This window comes from Actinacidiphila sp. bgisy160, assembly GCF_057707815.1.
The window spans coordinates 1-18,217 of the sequence record NZ_JBYIQW010000076.1; the positions used below are offsets into that span (position 1 = coordinate 1).

The following is an 18,217-nucleotide window of genomic DNA, read 5'->3' on the forward strand; positions in this document are numbered from 1 at the left end:
GTCCGGAATCCGGCCGGGGGCATTCCCCGTACGCGCTCGGACATCTTTGCCCTTTTAGGTTGTTCGACCGAGCGCATTCCCCACGCGACCGTCCCGGAATTCAGCCTTCCGCCGGTGCGCGGGAATCCCTCAGCCCCGGCGCGGCGTCTCCCTGTCCGTCGTCGCGGGCGGGCCGCCGCCGTAGTCCAGCCGCTCCGCCGTCCTCACCAGCCGGTCCAGCGCGGCACCGTCCCGCGGCCCGCCGAGCAGGACACGGCGGGCCCGCGCCGCAACGCCGCACAGGCGTACGGAAAACAGGCGTTTCGCGCTCCAAAACGCCATCCCCCGCCACCCCTTCCGCCGGTTAGAAATATCTAACAAGGTTGAGCGTATGAGAAATGCGGCACCGAATCAGGCAATGGAGTGGCTGGCCGCCGCCGCCGCGGATCCGCGGGTGTGCAAACGGGAATGGGAACACGGCGAGAGCGGGACCGTCCTGCTGCCCGCCGGGCGTTTCTGGGACGTGCTCAGCGTGCCCGAGGACCTCGGTCTGCCGGCCCTCGACGCCCTGCTGCGCCTCCCCCGCTCGGAACCCGGGCCCACCCTCGCCGACACGGCCTCCCGCCGGGTCGGCTTCTTCCTCCCGCCGGACCCCGTCAGCCGATGGGTGGGCACCGGGATCCGCTACGCCGGCAGGGGCGCCTGGATCGCCGTCCCGCCCCCGTACCGGGCCGCGGGGGCCCTGCGGTGGCTGGTACCGCCCGACGGGTCGGGCGTCCTCCACACGCCTACCTCGGTGGAACTGGCCCTGTTCCAGGCGGCAGTGGCGGCAGACTGCCGCCGCTGAACGCCACGGCGCGCGGTACGTCCGCGCCGCCCGTGGACCCGGGGAGGGCGCGCCCGCGGGCCCGCCAGTCGGCCAGGAGTTCGGTGTAGATCGGCGGGTCCATCCAGTAGGCGCCGGTGAGTTCGGCGAAAGTCCGGTGGTGGTCCGGGTGGCCCTGGAGGAGGCATCCACGGGTCGAGGATGTGCTGCTGTCCATGTCCCCTTGCAACGCGGCTCGCGCGCCGGTGGTACGCACGGGGCGGGAAGCGCCACTGGAACGAGTGAGCGCGCCCCCCTCGTCAGGGTCCTTGCGCTGACCTTCTCGTCGTCTCAACGGGTAGCGGACGTCGGCCGGGGACGGCTCGACGGCGGGCGTGGTTCCGCGTGACGTGCCGCGGGCCCGCGTCGCGCCGGGGGCCACGTCCCGTGACCCACGGATAGGTTCGGTACCGGAAGCCCGCACTGGGGCCGGAACGGACGAGGGAGCACTCGCGCATGACCTGGTTGCTGTACGGAGCCACCGGCTACACCGGCCGCCTCGTCGCACGGGAGGCCGTGGCCCGCGGGGAACGCCCGGTGCTCGCCGGCCGGTCGGCCGCCGCGCTGGCGCCGCTCGCGGCCGAACTCGGCCTGGACCACCGGGTGGTCGGCCTCGGTGACCCGGCGGCGTTGCGCGCGGCGCTCTCTGGCGTCGACGCGGTAGCACACTGCGCGGGGCCCTTCTCGACGACGGCGCTGCCCATGGTGGAGGCGTGCCTGGACACCGGCACGCACTACCTCGACATCACCGGCGAGATCGACGTGCTCGAGACGCTGCACGCGATGAGCGCCCGGGCCCGCGCGGCGGGTGTGGTGCTGCTGCCCGGGGCGGGTTTCGACGTCGTCCCGACCGACTGCCTCGCCGCGACCGTCGCCGCCGCGCTGCCGACCGCCACCCACCTCGACATCGCCTTCGTGACCGGCGGGGGCGCGAGCCCCGGCACCGCGCGTTCCGCGCTCGAGGCGCTCGACAAGGGCGCCGGCGGCCGCGCCCGCGTCGACGGGGTGATCCGCGACGTCCCGCTCGGGCACCCCCGGGTCACGGCGTTCTTTCGCACCGGCCCGCGCCAGGTCGCCGGCATCGCCTGGGGCGACGTCAGCACGGCCTACCACTCGACGGGCGTCCCGAACATCTCGACGTACACCTGGCTTCCGGGCGCCCCGCTGGTGGCACGCGTTCTGGGCATCGGCCCGGTACGGCGACTGGCCCGCGCGGGCGTCGACCGCTTCCTGACAGGCCCCGGCGAGCGCGCACTGGCACGTACCCGCTCACAGGTGTGGGCCCGCGCCCGCGACGCATATGGGGGCGAGGCCCAGGCGGCGCTGTCGACCCCCAACGGCTACGTGCTGACGGCCGATTCGGTGCTGCGCATCGTGCCCCGCCTGCCGGAGCTCCCGCACGGCACCCAGACGCCTTCATCGGCCCTCGGCGCCGACTTCGTCCTGGAGCTGGACGGAGTCCGCCGCAACGGACCCCACATCGCCTGAGCCCCCGCCTACGCCGGGCCCGCTCTCACCTCTGGTCCCGTGTCCGCCGCACGCGCGGCAGCGGGATCCGGGCCCCACCGCCGAGCCGCCCCACCGCACCGCAACCGGGCAGCCCCGCGCCGGCCGAGCCCCCGCGACCACGGTCCCGCCGTCAGGGCGCGCGGTACTACCGCCCCACGCCCCTGCAATGGATGCCGGTTCCGACCTGTCCTCCGCGACCCGGCCGCCGGACCCGCCCCACCACGCCGGCCCCCCCGCTACGACGCACGCGCCGCGGCGCGTGCGGTGGCGGTGGCGGCCGCCGCCACCGCCCAGCGCTCCAGGCTCGTGACGAAGTGCGCCGCGCAGTCGGGCCAGTGGAGCCCGCCGCGGGCGGCCGCGTGGCCGCGGGCGCCCATCGCGCGGCGCAGTTTGGGGTCGTCGCGCAGCCGGCGGACGGCCTCCGCGGCCGCCGCGGGATCCTCGAACGGGACGAGGAGGCCGCAGTCGTGCCCACTGACCAGCTCGGCGGCGAGCGGGTTGGGGGTGCTCACGACGGGGATGCCGTAGGCCATGTACTCGACGACCTTGGTGGGCCGCGAGTGCCGGTAGTTGGCCTCGTCGCGCAGCAGCGACATCCCGGCGAGGGCGCCGCGCAGCCGGCCCAGGGCCACGTCGTTGGGCAGGAAGCCGTGCCAGCGCAGCACGCCGTCGCGGTCGGCCGCCGCCAGCAGTCCGCGGACGTCGCCGTCGGCAGCACCTATGAGCTCCACGCGGACGTCCGGTGCCAGCAGACGTGCCATGGCGACCAGTTCCTCGGCGCCACGGGCCCGGGACAGCTGCCCGAGGTAGACCACGCGCTCGTCGCCCGGGGCCGGCGGGGGGTCCGTGGGGACGGTGACCAGATTGGGCACCACGGGGTGCGCGCGGCGGAACCGGCGCTGGTAGGCGTCCTCGGCGAGCAGCAGGTGCAGATGCCGCTCGGCGGCGAGTTCGGCCGCGCGCACGACCAGGCGCAGCGGCGGGCGCAGCGGGCGCGGCAGCCAGCCCTTCATGGTGAGGGCGGCGGCGGTGTCCTCGTGCACGTCCCACACCACGGCCGGCCGGCGGGCACCGGTGCGGTGCCAGTGCCGCAGCGCGCGCGGCAGGGTGAGCAGCAGTTCGGGGTCGTGGAGCAGGACGGCGTCGACGGTGGGGCCGCGCCGCACCAGCAGGCGCCGGGCCTCGCGGACGGCCGCGCGCCGGTCGCGTCCGGTGGCCCGGGGCAGGTCGACGCCCTCGACCCCGGGGCGGGGCGGGGTCGCCCGCGCGGTGAAGGGCGCGGCGTAGGTGACGGTGTGACCGTGGGCCATGAGGGCGGCTATCTGCCGGTGCAGGATGCGCGCGTCCTCGGGGTGGTGCACGACGGTGACGACCAGTACGTGCATCACAGCACCTCGACGTCCGGCCGGAAGATCCGTCCGCGCGTGTCGAACAGCAGGCGGGCCCGGTCCGCCACCACCTTCAGGTCGTACGCGCTGTGGTCCTGCAGCAGGACCGTCAGGTCGTGCCGGCACAGGGCGGCGGCCAGGTCCCCGGCCCGGGGGACGGGTTCGCCGTCGACCTCCCAGGCGTCCACGAAGGGGTCGTGGAAGGAGATCCCGGCGCCGAGCCTGCGCAGCAGCCGGACCACGGGCACGGCGGGGCTCTCGCGCCGGTCGGCGATGTCGGGCTTGTAGGTGACGCCGAGCAGCAGCACCCGTGAGCCGTGCAGCGCCTTCCCGGCCGTGTTGAGCAGATCCTGCGCCCGGCGCACCACGTACTCCGGCATCCGGTGGTTGATCTCCCGGGCGAGTTCGACGAAGCGGAACTCGTAGCCGAGCGTGCGCACCTTGTAGGAGAGGTAGTCGGGGTCGATCGGGATGCAGTGGCCGCCCACGCCCGCGCCGGGCCGGAAGGCCTGGAAGCCGAAGGGTTTGGTAGCGGCGCAGTCGATGGCGTTCCAGATGTCGACGCCCAGTTCGCGGCAGAGTATGGCGAGCTCGTTGACGAGCGCGATGTTGACGTGGCGGTAGGTGTTCTCGAGCAGTTTGGCCATCTCGGCCTCGCGGGTGCCCTTGGCCCGCACGACGGTGTCGACGAGCTTCCCGTAGAACGCGACGGCGCGCGCCGCGCACCCGGGGGTGTGGCCGCCGACGATCTTCGGGGTGTCGCGGTAACCGTGGGTCCGGTTGCCCGGGTCGATCCGCTCGGGCGAGAAGGCGAGGGCGAAGTCCGGTCCGGCGCGCAGTCCCGAGCCCGCCTCCAGGATGGGCCGGACGACCTCGTCGGTCGTGCCGGGGTAGGTCGTCGACTCCAGCACGACCAGGACGCCGGGGCGCAGCCGCGCGGCGACCGCCTCGGCGGCCCCGGTGACCGCGGTCAGGTCGGGTCCGCCGTCCTCGGACAGCGGGGTGGGCACGCAGATGACGATGACCTGTGCCTCCCCCAGGCACTCCTGGCCGGTGGTGGCGGTGAACCCGGAGGCCAGCATGCGCCGCAGGTCGTCGCCGCAGACGTCGTCCACGTGCGAGCGGCCGGAGTTGAGGGCGTCCACCACGCCGGGGTCCAGATCGTGTCCGACGACGCTCAGCCCCGCCGCCGCCGCCTCCCTGGCGAGGGGCAGCCCGACGTATCCGAGGCCTACGACTGCGAGATCCACCGTCATGCCGCACCATCCAGAGTGCTATACGGCCCCCAGACGGCGGTAGGCGTCGCGCGTCCGCCCCGCGATGTGCGCCCACGTACGGTCGCGGGCCACTCGTGCGCGGGCGGCGGCGCCCATCATCCGCCGTTGATTTGGACTATAGAGCAATACTTCGAGCGTATCTGCCCAGGCATTTACGTCTCCTGATGGAATCAGCCTTCCGTTCACCTGGTCTTCGACCAGCTCACCCAGCGCCGTCACATCACTCGCCGCGACGGGAAGACCGCTCGCCATCGCCTCCACCGGCTTGAGAGGGGTCACGAGATGGCACACCCGTTCCCCTGTCCGGGGCACCGCGAAAACGTCCAGCACGGCGTGGTGGGCGCGCACCTCCGCGTGCGGCACACGGCCGGTGAACAGGGCGCTTTCCCCCAGGCCGAGTCCGGCCGCCTGTCGCTCCAGCGCGGGCCGCAGGGGGCCGTCCCCCACGATCAGCAGCCGCAGCGGCACACCCCGGCGGCGCAGTTCGGCCCCGGCCCGCAGCAGGGTGCCGATGCCCTCGTGGGGCGTGAGCGTGGAGACCGTGCCCACCACCACCTCGTCCGGGCCGATGCCGAGGCGGGCGCGCAGGTCACCGGGGTCGGGCAGGGGCCGGAGGAAGACGTCGTCCACGGCGTTGGGCACGACCCGCACCCGCTCCTCGGGCACCCCCCGGGAGACGATCTCCTCCTTCATCGCCTCACCCAGGGTGAACACCAGGTCGGCGGCCTTCATGCAGTGCGTCTCCAGGGCCCGCCGCTCCCGGTACGACGCGCTGCCACGGTCACGCCCGGGCCCCTGCGTCAGCCAGGTCTCCTCCAGGAAACCGCGCACCTCGTAGACGACCGGCAGGCCGAACGATTCGCGCAGCGCGAGCGCCACTCGGCCGTTCGGGTGATCGGTGGCCGCGTGCAGGACCGCGGGGCGGAGCCGTTCGACGAGCCGGGCGGCGAGCTCGGCGTTGCGGGCGAGGGCGGCCGCCTGCGTCCCGGGCATCCGTACCGGCAGCAGGCGGTGGTAGGGCACCCCATCCACGACCTGCGCCGGCCGGCCGTCCCAGACGCCCTGCGCCACGGGGAAGCCCAGCCTGGTCACGACCTGCGGGTCCAGGCCCGCCTGCCGCTGGGCGCGCGCGATGGCGTGCGTCCTGACGGTGTAACCCGCGTCGCGGTACGGCAGGGAGTTGGTGACCAGGTGCAGCACCCGCCCCGGCACCGCCGTCCCCGGCACACCGGCCGGGGCGGGCACGCCGCGCGGCCCGTACGCGCGGGCGCCGCCGCTCCCGCGGTGCGGATCGCGCTCGGGCAGCCGGGCCAGCGCCCACCGGGCGGGCCGCCGCGCCGGTCCCGGGGCGACCCGCAGCGCCAGGGACGCCGCGCGCACCGGGTCGTCCCGCAGATGACGGACCGCCACGGAAGCGGCGAGAATCAGGGCACGAAGAGTACGACGACGCACAATCCCACCCTAAGCACGGCAAGTGAACGGGAGGCACCGTGCTCGGTTCGGTAGTCCACGTGGTCGGTGCCCGGCCCAACTTCGTCAAGGCCGCCCCGGTCGTCGCCGCGCTGCGCGAGGCCGGACAGCCCCAGTCGGTGGTGCACACCGGACAGCACTACGACGAGCGCATGTCGCACGTCTTCTTCCGCGAGCTCGGCCTGCCCGAGCCGGACGTGGACCTCGGAGTCGGCTCCGGCAGCCACGCCCGGCAGACCGCCGCCCTGCTGACCGCGCTGGAGGACGAGCTGTCGGCCCGTGCCCCCGCCCTGGTCACGGTCTACGGGGACGTCAACTCCACGCTCGCCGCCGCCCTGGTCGCCGCCAAGCTGGGGCTGCCCGTGGCGCACGTCGAGGCGGGCCTGCGCAGCTTCGACATGACGATGCCGGAGGAGGTGAACCGGCGGCTGACCGACCAGCTCGCCGACCTGCTCTTCGTCACCAGCCCGGAGGCGGTGGGCCATCTGGCGGACGAGGGCGTGGACACCGCCCGGGTGCACTTCGTCGGCAACCCGATGATCGACACCCTCATGGCCCACCTGCCGCGGTTCGACCCGGAGGCCGCCCGCACCGCCCACGGGCTGCCCGGGCGCTACGGCGTCGTGACGCTGCACCGACCCGCCAACGTCGACGACCCGGCCGCCGCGGCCGCGGCCGTGGCGGCGCTGCGCGAGGCGGCCCGGCATCTGGAGCTGGCGATCCCGCTGCACCCCCGCGGCAGGGCCGCGCTGGAGGCGGCGGGGCTCGGCGACACGCCCGGCATCCGGATCCTGGAGCCGCTCGGCTATCTGGAGTTCATGGGGCTGCTGCGGGGCGCCGCCGCGGTGGTCACCGACTCGGGCGGGGTGCAGGAGGAGACCACCGTCCTGGGCGTGCCCTGCCTGACACTGCGTCCGAACACCGAACGGCCGGTGACGGTCACCCACGGCACGAATCGGCTCGTCGCCCCCGACGGGCTGGTGCCGGCCCTGCTCAAGGCCCTGGACGGCGAAGCGCCGGCCCCCGAGGGACCTGCGCTCTGGGACGGCCGCTCGGGGCCCCGCATCGCCCGGGTCATCACCGAATGGCTGGACCACCATGTCTGAGACCGTGCCGGACCGCGTGCCGGGCCCAGTGTCCGAGACCGTGCCGGACCCCGTGTCCGAGCCCACGTCCGAGCCGCACCTGCGCGATCGCCTCGCGCACTGGGACGGCCGCCACCGCGGGTACGAAGACCTCGCCTCCAGCGGCCGCACCGGCCTCGACCGGCCGGGGGACGAGATCTTCCACGCGCTGCGGTTCGCGGGGGTGCTGCGCATCACCGGTGACTCCGAACGCGCCAACGACCCGCTGCTCGTGCTCGACGCGGGCTGCGGCAGGGGCCGCTTGGCCCGGGCCCTGGCCCGCTGCGGCCACCTCGTCGACGCGATCGACGCCGGCCCGTCGGCGGTGGAGCACTGCCGCGCGCTCGGCGGCGGCCCGCGCTACGCGGTGGCGGAGCTGTCGGCGTGGCGCAGCCCCTGGCTGTACGACGTGGTGCTCGCCGTGGACGTGCTCTTCCACGTGCTCGACGACGCCGCCTGGCGGGCCGCGCTGGTCAACCTCGGCTCCCTGGTCCGGCTGACCGGCCGGCTGGTCGTCACCGACGAGGACGCGCCCGGCCGCGTGGCGCGCGGCGACTACATCCTGCACCGCCCCGCGGCCGAGTACCGCGCCGCCGTCGAACCGCTCGGTCTGCGGTACGGAGGCTTCACGCCGTACGGTTTCCGGGAGAACAGGGTCGGCTTCCACGTCTTCACGAGGACCTCCTGATGCGCCTTCTCGATCTGCTGCACCCGCACCTGGACGGAGTGACCGAGGTCGTCGACACGACCGGCGGTGGCATCCCGCTCGGCCCGTACCTTCACCTGCCCGAGGGCGTGCGGCTCCGCCTCTCCCCGCCCGGCGACCAGGACCCGGTGGGCGAGGGACGGCTGGCCCTGCTCGGTTACGGCCCCGACCCCGCCCGGCACGGCGACGAGGCGGCGTGCCTCGCGGCGCTGCGGCGCATGCGGCCCGGCGGAAAGGGTCTGATCGTCTTCGGCCACACCAGTGCCGAACTGCCGTACCACCGCTTGCTCGACGCCCTGGTGGCACACCGCTGCCAGGTGCTGCGGGCGGCCGGTCTGGACTACCTGCATCTGCACGGTGGCGCGGTGTTCACCTGCACCGAGGCGCTGCTGCCGCTCCTCGACCCGGCCGGGCGGCCGGTGCCCGGCGGGGACACCATCGCGCTGCGGCTGGCGGGCGAGTACGTGCTGGCGGAGTTCGTGTCGCGCGCCGAGCGGGCGCGGGTGCTGGAGCTGGAGCGGCGGCACGAGGAGGACCGCCGCGCGCTGGAGGCGCTGCAGCACGACGGCACGGACGGTGAGGGGGCGGCGGCGGTGACGCGCGAGCGCGACCGGCTCGCGGCCGAACTGCGGCGCGCCCGGGAACGCATCGGGGTACTGGAGGCCCGGGTCGTCATGCTGCAGGGCTCGACCTCGCTGCGGGTGGGCCAGGCGCTGGTCTCGGCCGCCCGGTCCCCCTTGCGCGGCTCGGCGCGGCTGCCGCGCGAGCTGTACGGGATGTGGCGCGGCCGTGGCAGGGGCGGGCGTCCGACGACCGCCCACCCGGGCGCCCCGGCCACGGCCTCCCCGGCACCGGGTGCGGCCGGTGCGGTGGATACGGCGTCCGACGGACACCTGCACCTGGCCCACCGGGCGTTCACGGCCGGCCCCCGCGACCGGCTGGTCGTCGCCGGCGTCCTGGACGCCACGACCGCCGCCGACTTCGCCCACGACGCCGTCGTCAACCGCGTGCTGCCGCACGACGCCCGGCAGGTCGCCGAACGCACCGACCCGGACGTGCTCGTCGTGCAGCTCAGCGCCTGTCTCGCGGGACCGTGGGCGCACACCGGCACCGGCACCGCCCCCGACCTGGACCGGCGGCTGGCCGGCCTCCTCGCCACCGTCCACGCGCTCGGCCGCACCGCCGTGCTGTGGCGGGACGCCCCCGCCTCCGCCGCGCCGGGGCTGGCACCGTTGCCCTGGGACGCCGTTCTCGACGGGGACACCGGGGTGCAGCCGGCCCGGCTGGACCCGGCGGCGGTGGACCGCGCCGACCTGCGGGAGATCTTCACCTCCCGGGCCACCCGGGTCCGGCTGTCGGAACTCGCCCGGATCGCCGGGGCGGCGGACCCGCTGGACTCCCGGCGGGTGGCCGTGCTGGCCGAGCCGCGTGACGACGCCGCGATCTCGCGCCTGGTCGCGCAGGTCATGGCGCAGCGGCACCGCCCCGCCGAGGTGCTGGTGCCCGAGCCCGGGGCGGCCTACGCGGAGCTCACCGCGGGCGGGGTCACCGTACGGGCCACGGCGGAGGGGCCGGGCGCGCCCTGGGTCGCCGACTGGTCGGACCTCACGGAGGAACGCTCGGCGGTCCACCTGCTGGACCTGATGTGCGCCCAGGAGTGCTCCGGGGCCGACGCGGTGGGCTTCAGCGCGGACGCCACGGGCTTTGTGCCGCACGTCAACGGCTTCCGCCCGGCTCTGGTGCGCAGGACGCTCTGGCCGTCCCCCGGGGCGGGGCGGCTGTTCACGATCCGCCCGGAGGAGGTCCGATGACGGGCACACGTACGGTCAGGGCGATGGTCTACGGGGACGTGGACCTCAACCTCATCGACGGTTCCGCGGTGTGGGCCCAGTCGATGGTGCAGGCGCTGGCGCGGGCCGGCTGCCGGACCCGGCTGGTGCTGAAGGCCCCGGTGCGCACCGGGCGGCTGGTCGATCCGCTGGAGCGGCTGCCGGGGGTGTCCCTCGTACCGACCGGGCGCGTCCTCTCCCCCGTCCAGGCCTCGCGAGTGCTGCGCGAGCGCGACGAGCACGAGCCCTGCGACCTGCTGGTGCTGCGCGGTCGCCGGCTGGTGGCGCAGGTCGTCGCCGACGGTGCCTTCGACGGGCGGATCTGGGCGTACCTCACCGACATCCCGCAGTCCGCGGCGCACATGACGGAGGAGGCCGTCGACGAGCTGACCCGGATCGCCGAGGCATCCCGCCACCTGCTGTGCCAGACCGAGGAGTTGCGCTGCTTCATCGAGGCCTGGGTGCCGGCCGCGTGCGGCAAGTGCGTGCTGTACCCGCCGAGCGTGCCCGTCCCGGACTTCGCGGTGCCGGAGCACGACGCGGCGCGCGACCCCGTGCGCATGGTCTACACGGGCAAGTTCGCACCGCGCTGGAACACCCTGGAGATGACGGAACTGCCGGGCGCGCTGGCCGCCCGCGGGATCAGGGCCGAGCTGCACACCGTCGGCGACAAGATCCACGACGACCCGCGGCAACCCGGCTTCCACGCGGGCATGGAGCGTGCGCTGCGCACCGCGACCGGCGTGGTGCACCACGGCGGCGCCCCGCGCCAGGAGGCCATGCGGATCGCCGCGGGCTGCGACCTGGGGCTGGGCTGGCGGCACCCGGAACTCGACGCGAGCCTGGAACTGTCCACGAAGGTACTGGAGTTCGGGACGCTCGGGCTGCCCGTCGTGCTCAACCGCACCCCCGCGCACGAGGCGTTGCTCGGCGCCGACTACCCCTTGTTCGTCCCCCGCCGCGGCACCCTCGACGACGCGGCTGAGGCGGTCGCCACCGCCGCCCGCTCCCCCGAGGCCTACCGTACGGCCGCCCGGCGCTGCCGGGAGGCCGCCGCGCACTTCTCACTGGACCGGGCCGCCGAGCGGCTGCGCGACCTGGTCGAACGGGCACTGCCCGGCGCACCGGCAGCGCTCGTGGGACGCGGCCGGCCGCTGCGGGTCGTCGTCGCCGGACACGACCTGAAGTTCTTCACCCGCCTGCTGGACCACCTCCAGGCCCTGCCCGGGATCGAGGTGCGGGTCGACGCCTGGGAGGCGCTGGCCCGGCACGACGCGGCCGCCAGTCGCGAACTCGCCGCCTGGGCCGACGTGGTGGTCGTGGAGTGGTGCGGGCCCGCGGCCGTCTGGTACAGCCGCCACAAGCGGCGCGGCTCCCGCCTGGTGGTGCGGCTGCACCGCTTCGAGCTGTACGCCGGCTACCCCGCGCAGGTCGACATCGACGCCGTCGACCGCGTCGTGTGCGTCAGTCCGCACTACAACCGGCTCACGCGGGAACGGACCGGATGGCCGCGGGAGAAGCTCGTCACCGTCCCCAACTGGGTCGACGACCGGCAACTGGACCGCCCCAAGGTCCCCGACGCCCGATACCGCCTCGGCATGATCGGCATCGCGCCCTCGCGCAAGCGACTCGACCTGGGCCTGGACGTGCTCGAGGCCCTGCGGGCCCGGGACCCGCGGTGGCGGCTGTCGGTGAAGTCCAAGATGCCCTGGGACTACTGGTGGATCTGGAACAAGCCGGAGGAACGGGCGCACTACGACGCGGTGCTGCGGCGGGTGCAGACCGGCCCGCTGGAGGACGCCGTGGTCTTCGACGACTTCGGACCCGACGTGGCGGGCTGGCTGCGCCGCATCGGCTTCGTGCTCTCCACCAGCGACGACGAGAGCTTCCACCTCGCCCCCGCCGAGGGCATGGCCTCCGGCGCGGTACCCGCCCTGCTGCCCTGGCCGGGCGCCGACGCGATCTACGAGCGCCGCTGGATCCACGACTCCCCCTCGGCCATGGCGGACGCGATCGCGGCGCTGGCGGCGGACGGCTGGGAGGAGGCGGGCGAGCAGGCCCGCGGCTGGCTGCGCGAGTCCTTCGGGCTGGACACGGTCCGCGCGGCGTGGACGGAGCTGGTCACCGGCTCGGCGCCGTGACGCCCGCGGGCACGGCCGCCGGGGCGGAGGTGCGGGCGGCGGCCACGGCCCCGGCCGCGGTGGCGGGGGCCTGCCCGCGGGCGGCCACGGCGCGCTCGCCTACGTGGAGCGAGAGGCGGCGCCGGCCACGGAGCGCCACGAGGGGCTGCAGGAGCTCGAGCGCTCCTTCGACTGGGAGGCCGGCGGCGACCTCGCCTTCTACGGCCGGCTGACACTGGAGTGGGGGCTGCGCTTCACCACGATGCAGCAGGAATGGGCCGCGCGGGCGGCCGAGCGCATCCGTGATCGCGCGCAGGGGCACACCGACGGGCCGTAGTATGGCGCCGGGGTGGTGACTGGAGGTGCACATGACCACGCAAGAGTCGCCGTACGACGTACTCGTCGTGGGCGGTTCCGGAGTGGACACCGTGGTGCGGGTGGACAACCTGCCCGTACCGCTCGTGGACTCCCTCGGGGTGGAGCCGGTCCGGGAGTGGCCGGGCCAGACCGGCGGCAACGTGGCGCTGGGCTGCCGCGCGCTCGGCATGAGCGTGAAGTTCCTCGACTTCGTCGGCGAGGACTGGATCGGCTCCATGCTCCGGGAACGCCTGGCCAAGGGCGACGTCGACTTCGAGGCGCTGATCTCCCCCGCCGGGACCCGGCGGGCCGTCAACCTCGTGGACGCCGCCGGCCGCCGGATGTCCTTCTACGACGGGCGCGACCCGGCGGACCTGCGGATGCCGCGCGAGTTCTACCTGCCGCACCTGCGCCGGGCCCGCCACGTGCACCTGTCGATCTCGCACTTCACCCGCTTCCTCTACGACGACATCGAGGAACTCGGCCTGCCGGTCTCGACGGACCTGCACGACTGGGACGGACTGGCCGAACACCAGCGGGAGTTCGCCCACCGCTCCGATCTGGTCTTCCTCAGCGCGGCGGGAGCGGGCGAGCGCATCACGGACGTCATGCGCGGAATCCTGCGCGACGGCCGCGCCCAGGCCGTGATCGCCACCGCAAGCGCGGGCGGCGCCTATCTGCTGGCGCGCGATGGGGGCAGCACGCCCCGGCACATCCCGGCCGCCACCCCGCCCGGCCCGGTGGTGGACTCCAACGGGGCCGGCGACGCCTTCCTCTGCGGCTTCCTGCACGGGCGCACGCGCGGACTGGACTTCGAGTCCTGCGCCCGCCTCGGCGCGACGGCGGGTGCCCACACCTGCACGGCGTACGGCAACCTCGCCCTCATCGACGCCGCGACACTGGAGTCCGCTCAGGTCTCCCGCTCCGGCACGTAGTCGGCCTCCTCCAGTCCGAAGGTCCAGGCGACGCCCTCGCGGGCGGTCCGGGTCCGCGGCGGCACCCGCAGCCAGTAGGTGCGGTGGGTGCCGTCCGGCTCCGCCGTGGAGTTGACGACCTCGACCATCACCAGCGGCTCGTCCCCCTCCAGCTCGATCCGCCACAGCACCCCGGCGGCGTCCCGCTGCACGGGCTGGGCCCCGGACTCCTCCAGGTAGCGCTCGTAGCCGTAGTGCTCCAGCATCACCCGGCGCAGCTCGGCGTTCTCCTCCTCGCGTATGCGGCGCGGGGTCAGACCGGCCAGCCCGTCGAGGAACTCGGCGGGAACCGGCATGCCCCGCCAGGCGTGCAGCGCGAAACCGTCCGCGTAGGCCAACGCGGGGCCGTCGCCGCGGTCCAGCCGGCCCGCCTCGTCCCGGTGCAGCTCCAGGGGGCGTTCGGTGACCACCGCCGTCCGCTCGTACGGCCACCACCAGCCGGCGTTCCGGGCGACCGCGGCGACGCCGGCCAGCTCCCGGGTGCCCTCCTGACCGTCGAAGGCGGCCAGCCACGCCGCGTCGTGCTGGCCGAGCACGGCGTCGAGCAGCGCGAGCCGCACCGCCTGCCCGCCGCCGGGCACCCCGGACGCGGCGTCGACAACAGCGGTCCGTATCCGCTCGGTCAGCTGCACCGTCGTGTCCCACAACTGCGCGCCCGTGACGGCCCAGTGATCCGCCCACCCGGCCGGCCCGAGCCGGTCGGCGACACGCTCCCGCGCGGCCGCCCACGGCCGTGTCCGTACCGCGTCGCGCACGCCGCCGCCCGCCGTGCCGTCCGCCGTCAGGCGCACGGCCAGGGTCACCGCCTCCAGGGGCGAGGCCGCCCACACGATCCGTTCCGGCTCCGGCAGCCCGGCCAGCCGGTAGGCCCGGCGCACCCCTTCCTCCGCCGCCGCCCGGTCCGCGGGTCCGGTCGCCGCGACGACCTCGCGCCACAGCGCCGTCGTGTCCACCGCCGGCTCCGCCGCCGTGTCCGTGCTCGTCACCGTCGTCATCGCTCCGCTCCCCCGTCCCCGTCAGTCCGCCACGACGCGCACCGCGCCGGGCACGTACTCGCGCTGCCGCACCACCCGGTACCAGCCCTTGGGCAGCGGTATCGCGGCGTGCTCCTCGTGCACCACGCGCCCGCCGTCCGGGATGTGGAGGTACGCCGCACCGAACGGCCCGGCCTCGCGCACCAGCGTCCCCGGCCCGACCACCGCGTGGGCGTGCCCGGTCACCTCGCCGAGGGCCAGCACGAGCCTGCCCCGCCCGTCCCTCGGCTGCCGCGGCAGCCGGTCCGTGCCCGGCGGCACGGCCGCCTCCGCGACGGGCACGATCAGGACGTCCCCCTGCCGGTACATGCGTGTCTCCCTTCGCCGTCGGCACCCGCCGACCCGATGTCCACGACGCTACGCGGGGGGTGTGACAACGCCCCCCCCGACAGCTTGTGCACAGCCCGCGGCAGGCGGTGTCCGAGCGGCTTGGTAGAACTCTTCGCGAGCAAGGCACCACCGCCTCAGGGCACCACCGCCTCAAGGCACCGCGTCCGTCCACCCCGGGAGACCACCGATGTCCCACGTCGAACATCTGCAGGAACTGAACGGCCTGCCGGCCTTCGACTTCCCCGCGCCCGACGCGCGGCAGGAGCTCCCTGCGCCCGGCGCGGTGGCGTGGCGGCTGTCCCTCAACCCCTGGGAGAACGACGCGAAGGAGAGCTTCGCGCAGCTGTGGGACCGCTTCCTGGACACGGTCGAACCCGCCGGGGTGCGGGCCCTGGTCGTGGGCCAGTGGGGCGAGCCGTACGACAACGACTCCGGTGTCATCGTGCGGCTGCTCGTGGACGCCCGTGAGCGGCTGACCGCGCTGGAGGCCGTGTTCATCGGCGACCTGGAAATGGAGGAGGCCGAGATCTCCTGGATCGAGCAGTCCGACGTGACGCCGGTGCTCGAGGCCTACCCGCGGCTGGAGGTGTTCGGCGTCCGCGGCGGCACGGGGCTGCGCTTCCCGGCGACCCGCCACCAGCGGCTGCGCACGCTCCGCTTCGAGGCGGGCGGCCTGCCCGGCGAGGTCGTCCGCGGTGTCGCCGCGAGCGAACTCCCCGCGCTGGAGCACCTGGAGCTGTGGCTCGGCGTGGAGGAGTACGGCGGCGACGCCACGGTCGCCGACCTCGCGCCGGTCCTCGCCGGCGGCCGCTTCCCCGCCCTGCGCCACCTCGGCCTGCGCAACAGCGAGATCCAGGACGAGATCGCCGCCGCCGTCGCGGCGGCCCCCGTCGTGGCCCAGCTCTCCTCACTCGACCTGTCCCTGGGCGTGCTCACCGACGACGGTGTGACCGCCCTGCTCGCCGGCCAGCCGCTGACCCACCTGAACTGGCTCGACCTGCACCACAATTTCGTCACCGAGCCGGTCGCCGAGCGCGTGCGGGCCGCCCTCGAGCCCTCGGGTGTCGAGGTCGACCTCTCGGAACCCGGTGACGAGGACGAGTGGGACGGCGAGATCCACCGCTACACCGCCGTCGCGGAGTGAGGCCCCGATGACCGTCACACAGCACCTGCAGACCTTCCACGGGCTGCCCGTGCACACGCTGCCCGAGGCCGGCACGGCCGGACTGCCCGAACCCGACGCCGTGGCCTGGCGGCTGGACTGCTTCGAGGCGGGCGACATCCCCTTCCCCGAACTGTGGGCCCACTTCACCGCGGCGGTCGACACCGCACGGGTGCGCGCCCTGGTCCTCGGGCCGTGGTGGGACGACGAGTACTCCGAGCTGCGCCCCGCGCTGGAGCTGCTGCTGGCGGACGCGGAGCGCTTCCCCGCGCTGCGCGCCCTGTTCCTCGCCGACGTGACCGGCGAGGAGTGCGAGGTCTCCTGGCTGCAGCTGACCGATGTCACGCCCGTCCTCGAACGCTTTCCGCTGCTGGAGGAGTTCGGTGTCCGCGGCGGTGACTCGCAGGGGCTGGGTGAGGAGCCGCTGTCACTGCGCCCCGTCCGTCACGAAGCGCTGCGCGTACTGCGCTTCGAGTCCGGCGGGCTGCCCGGGGCGGTGGTGCGGGCGGTCGGCGCCTGCGAGCTGCCCGCGCTGGAACACCTGGAACTGTGGCTCGGTGTGGAGCAGTACGGCGGCGACGCCACGGTCGCCGACCTCGCGCCGGTCCTCGCCGGCGGCCGCTTCCCCGCCCTGCGCCACCTCGGCCTGCAGGACAGCCCGCTGCAGGACGAGATAGCGGCGGCGGTGGCCTCCGCGCCCGTCGTCGCGCAGCTGGAGACGCTGAGCCTGTCCATGGGCACGCTCACCGACGCCGGTGCCGAGGCCCTGCTGGGCGGCCAGCCGCTCACCCATCTCAAACGGCTCGACCTGCACCACCACTTCGTGAGCGGGGCCGTGGCCGAGCGGCTGCGCGCGGCGGTGGGCTCCGCGGGCACCGAGGTCGACCTGTCGGAGCACTGCGAGCCGCACCGCTGGCGGGACGAGGAGTGGCGCTATGTCGCCGTCTCCGAATAGCGGCGCCGACGGCGCGCTCCGCATCGCCGTGGTCGGCAACCCCGGCAACCGCAGGACGACGCTGTTCGCCGACGCGGTACGTGCCGCGGGGCATCCCGCGCCCCGCGTGCTGGCGTGGCGCGACGTGCTGCGGGGACGATACGCCTTCGCGCCCGGCGAGTTCGTGCGCGTCGACTCGCCCGGCGAGGACGCCGGGGTCGACCGGCTGCTGCGGGGCGCCGACGACCCGGCCCGGGTCGAGGGCACCGCGCTGTGGTACCGCCGCTTCACCGCCGCCGTGCGCGAGGTGACGGAGGCGGCCCGCCGGGCCGGCGCGGTGCCGTCGGCGGACGCCGGGGATATCGCCGTGCTGTTCGACAAGCGCCGCTGCCACGCCCGGCTCGCCGCCGCGGGCGTCCCGGTGCCGCCCGCTCCCGGCGGGCCGCCGGTGGGCGGCTGGGCCGAGCTCAGGGGACGCCTGCGGGCCGCCCGGATCTCGCGTGCGTTCCTCAAGCCCGCGCACGGCTCCTCCGCCTCCGGGGTGGTGGCGCTGGCGACGGCGGGCCCGGGTCGGGTCAAGGCCACGACCTCGGTGGAGACCACGGCCGACGGACGCCTTTTCAACTCGCTGCGGGTGCGCGAGTACCGCACGGAGCCGGAGGTCGCCGCCCTCGTCGACGCGCTGGCCCCGGACGGGCTGCACGTCGAGCGCTGGCTGCCCAAGGCGTCGCAGCGGGGCCGGGCGGCCGACCTGCGGGTGGTCGTGGTCGCCGGACGCGCCACGCACGCCGTCGTCCGCACCAGCCCGTACCCGATGACGAACCTGCACCTCGGCGGCGCCCGCGGCGACCTGGACATGGCCCGCGCGGCGATTCACGCCGCGGGCGGCGACTTCGGGGACGTGCTGACGACCGCCGAGCGGGCGGCCGCGTGCTTCCCCGGCACGCTCTGCGTCGGCGTGGACGTCCTGCCCACGACCGGCTGGCGCCGCTTCGCCGTCGGCGAGGTCAACGCCTTCGGGGATCTGCTGCCCCGGCTCACCGGCCTCCCGGGCAGTGGCGCCGAGGGCCTGGACACCTACGCCGCCCAGGTCGCCGCCGTACCGGCCGCGATGGAACGCGCGCGACGCGAGGAGCACCACCATGACGCCACCGCTTGA

17 protein-coding genes are annotated in these 18,217 nt (G+C 75.0%); 11 read left to right on the forward strand and 6 right to left on the reverse strand.

Features of this window, described 5'->3' with window-relative positions:
- Positions 1-129: 129 nt before the first annotated feature.
- Complete coding sequence (locus AC3EUJ_RS34235; protein ID WP_431968415.1) at positions 130-321, reverse strand: hypothetical protein; 192 nt, start codon at positions 319-321, stop codon at positions 130-132.
- Between the two features lie 76 nt (positions 322-397).
- Here AC3EUJ_RS34235 and AC3EUJ_RS34240 point away from each other — a divergent pair, with 76 nt between their 5' ends.
- Positions 398-826, forward strand: a complete 429-nt coding sequence (locus tag AC3EUJ_RS34240; protein ID WP_431968417.1) for a bifunctional DNA primase/polymerase — start codon at positions 398-400, stop codon at positions 824-826.
- A 474-nt stretch (positions 827-1,300) separates the two neighbouring features.
- Complete coding sequence (locus AC3EUJ_RS34245) at positions 1,301-2,332, forward strand: saccharopine dehydrogenase family protein (RefSeq protein WP_431968419.1); 1,032 nt, start codon at positions 1,301-1,303, stop codon at positions 2,330-2,332.
- A 257-nt stretch (positions 2,333-2,589) separates the two neighbouring features.
- Here AC3EUJ_RS34245 and AC3EUJ_RS34250 read toward each other — a convergent pair whose 3' ends face one another.
- From AC3EUJ_RS34250 to AC3EUJ_RS34260, 3 genes are read right to left on the reverse strand one after another with little or no spacing between them, the layout of a single operon-like run.
- Positions 2,590-3,738, reverse strand: a complete 1,149-nt coding sequence (locus AC3EUJ_RS34250) for a glycosyltransferase (RefSeq protein WP_431968421.1) — start codon at positions 3,736-3,738, stop codon at positions 2,590-2,592.
- Positions 3,738-4,997: a nucleotide sugar dehydrogenase gene (locus AC3EUJ_RS34255; protein WP_431968423.1), complete on the reverse strand. Its 1,260-nt coding sequence runs from the start codon at positions 4,995-4,997 to the stop codon at positions 3,738-3,740. The genes AC3EUJ_RS34250 and AC3EUJ_RS34255 overlap by 1 nt, the downstream gene beginning before the upstream one ends.
- A gap of 18 nt (positions 4,998-5,015) precedes the next feature.
- On the reverse strand, positions 5,016-6,428 hold the full coding sequence (locus AC3EUJ_RS34260) for a glycosyltransferase (protein ID WP_431968425.1): 1,413 nt from the start codon (positions 6,426-6,428) through the stop codon (positions 5,016-5,018).
- Positions 6,429-6,508: 80 nt separating this feature from the next.
- On the opposite strand from AC3EUJ_RS34260, the gene wecB reads away from it, so the two are divergent.
- The 6 genes from wecB (at position 6,509) to AC3EUJ_RS34290 (ending at position 13,559) form a co-directional block, all read left to right on the forward strand.
- Complete coding sequence (gene wecB / locus AC3EUJ_RS34265; protein ID WP_431968427.1) at positions 6,509-7,594, forward strand: non-hydrolyzing UDP-N-acetylglucosamine 2-epimerase; 1,086 nt, start codon at positions 6,509-6,511, stop codon at positions 7,592-7,594.
- Between the two features lie 52 nt (positions 7,595-7,646).
- A complete protein-coding gene (locus AC3EUJ_RS34270; RefSeq protein ID WP_431968429.1) occupies positions 7,647-8,300 on the forward strand; it encodes a class I SAM-dependent methyltransferase in 654 nt (217 codons plus the stop codon).
- Positions 8,300-10,129, forward strand: coding sequence for a hypothetical protein (locus AC3EUJ_RS34275; protein WP_431968431.1), 1,830 nt, complete (start codon positions 8,300-8,302; stop codon positions 10,127-10,129). Before AC3EUJ_RS34270 ends, AC3EUJ_RS34275 begins: the two co-directional genes overlap by 1 nt.
- Entirely contained in the window at positions 10,126-12,288 is a 2,163-nt protein-coding gene (locus tag AC3EUJ_RS34280) for a glycosyltransferase family protein (protein WP_431968433.1), read from the forward strand. The genes AC3EUJ_RS34275 and AC3EUJ_RS34280 overlap by 4 nt, the downstream gene beginning before the upstream one ends.
- Before the next feature lie 70 nt (positions 12,289-12,358).
- On the forward strand, positions 12,359-12,604 hold the full coding sequence (locus AC3EUJ_RS34285) for a virulence activator alpha C-terminal domain-containing protein (protein ID WP_488180994.1): 246 nt from the start codon (positions 12,359-12,361) through the stop codon (positions 12,602-12,604).
- A 31-nt stretch (positions 12,605-12,635) separates the two neighbouring features.
- A complete protein-coding gene (locus AC3EUJ_RS34290) occupies positions 12,636-13,559 on the forward strand; it encodes a carbohydrate kinase family protein (protein WP_431968437.1) in 924 nt (307 codons plus the stop codon).
- Here the strand turns inward: AC3EUJ_RS34290 and AC3EUJ_RS34295 are convergent.
- Both AC3EUJ_RS34295 and AC3EUJ_RS34300 read right to left on the reverse strand, forming a co-directional pair.
- Positions 13,535-14,593: a DUF6745 domain-containing protein gene (locus AC3EUJ_RS34295; RefSeq protein ID WP_431968439.1), complete on the reverse strand. Its 1,059-nt coding sequence runs from the start codon at positions 14,591-14,593 to the stop codon at positions 13,535-13,537. The genes AC3EUJ_RS34290 and AC3EUJ_RS34295 overlap by 25 nt on opposite strands.
- 21 nt (positions 14,594-14,614) lie before the next feature.
- The gene (locus tag AC3EUJ_RS34300; RefSeq protein WP_431968441.1) at positions 14,615-14,941 is read right to left on the reverse strand and encodes a hypothetical protein; all 327 of its coding nucleotides are present in this window, start codon (positions 14,939-14,941) and stop codon (positions 14,615-14,617) included.
- 208 nt (positions 14,942-15,149) lie between these two features.
- Between AC3EUJ_RS34300 and AC3EUJ_RS34305 the strand changes: the two genes are divergently transcribed.
- From AC3EUJ_RS34305 to AC3EUJ_RS34315, 3 genes are read left to right on the forward strand one after another with little or no spacing between them, the layout of a single operon-like run.
- The gene (locus tag AC3EUJ_RS34305) at positions 15,150-16,106 is read left to right on the forward strand and encodes an STM4015 family protein (RefSeq protein WP_431968443.1); all 957 of its coding nucleotides are present in this window, start codon (positions 15,150-15,152) and stop codon (positions 16,104-16,106) included.
- 7 nt (positions 16,107-16,113) lie between these two features.
- Positions 16,114-17,079 (forward strand): STM4015 family protein, encoded by a 966-nt coding sequence (locus tag AC3EUJ_RS34310; protein WP_431968445.1) that lies wholly within the window; start codon positions 16,114-16,116, stop codon positions 17,077-17,079.
- The gene (locus AC3EUJ_RS34315; RefSeq protein ID WP_431968447.1) at positions 17,060-18,217 is read left to right on the forward strand and encodes an STM4014 family protein; all 1,158 of its coding nucleotides are present in this window, start codon (positions 17,060-17,062) and stop codon (positions 18,215-18,217) included. Before AC3EUJ_RS34310 ends, AC3EUJ_RS34315 begins: the two co-directional genes overlap by 20 nt.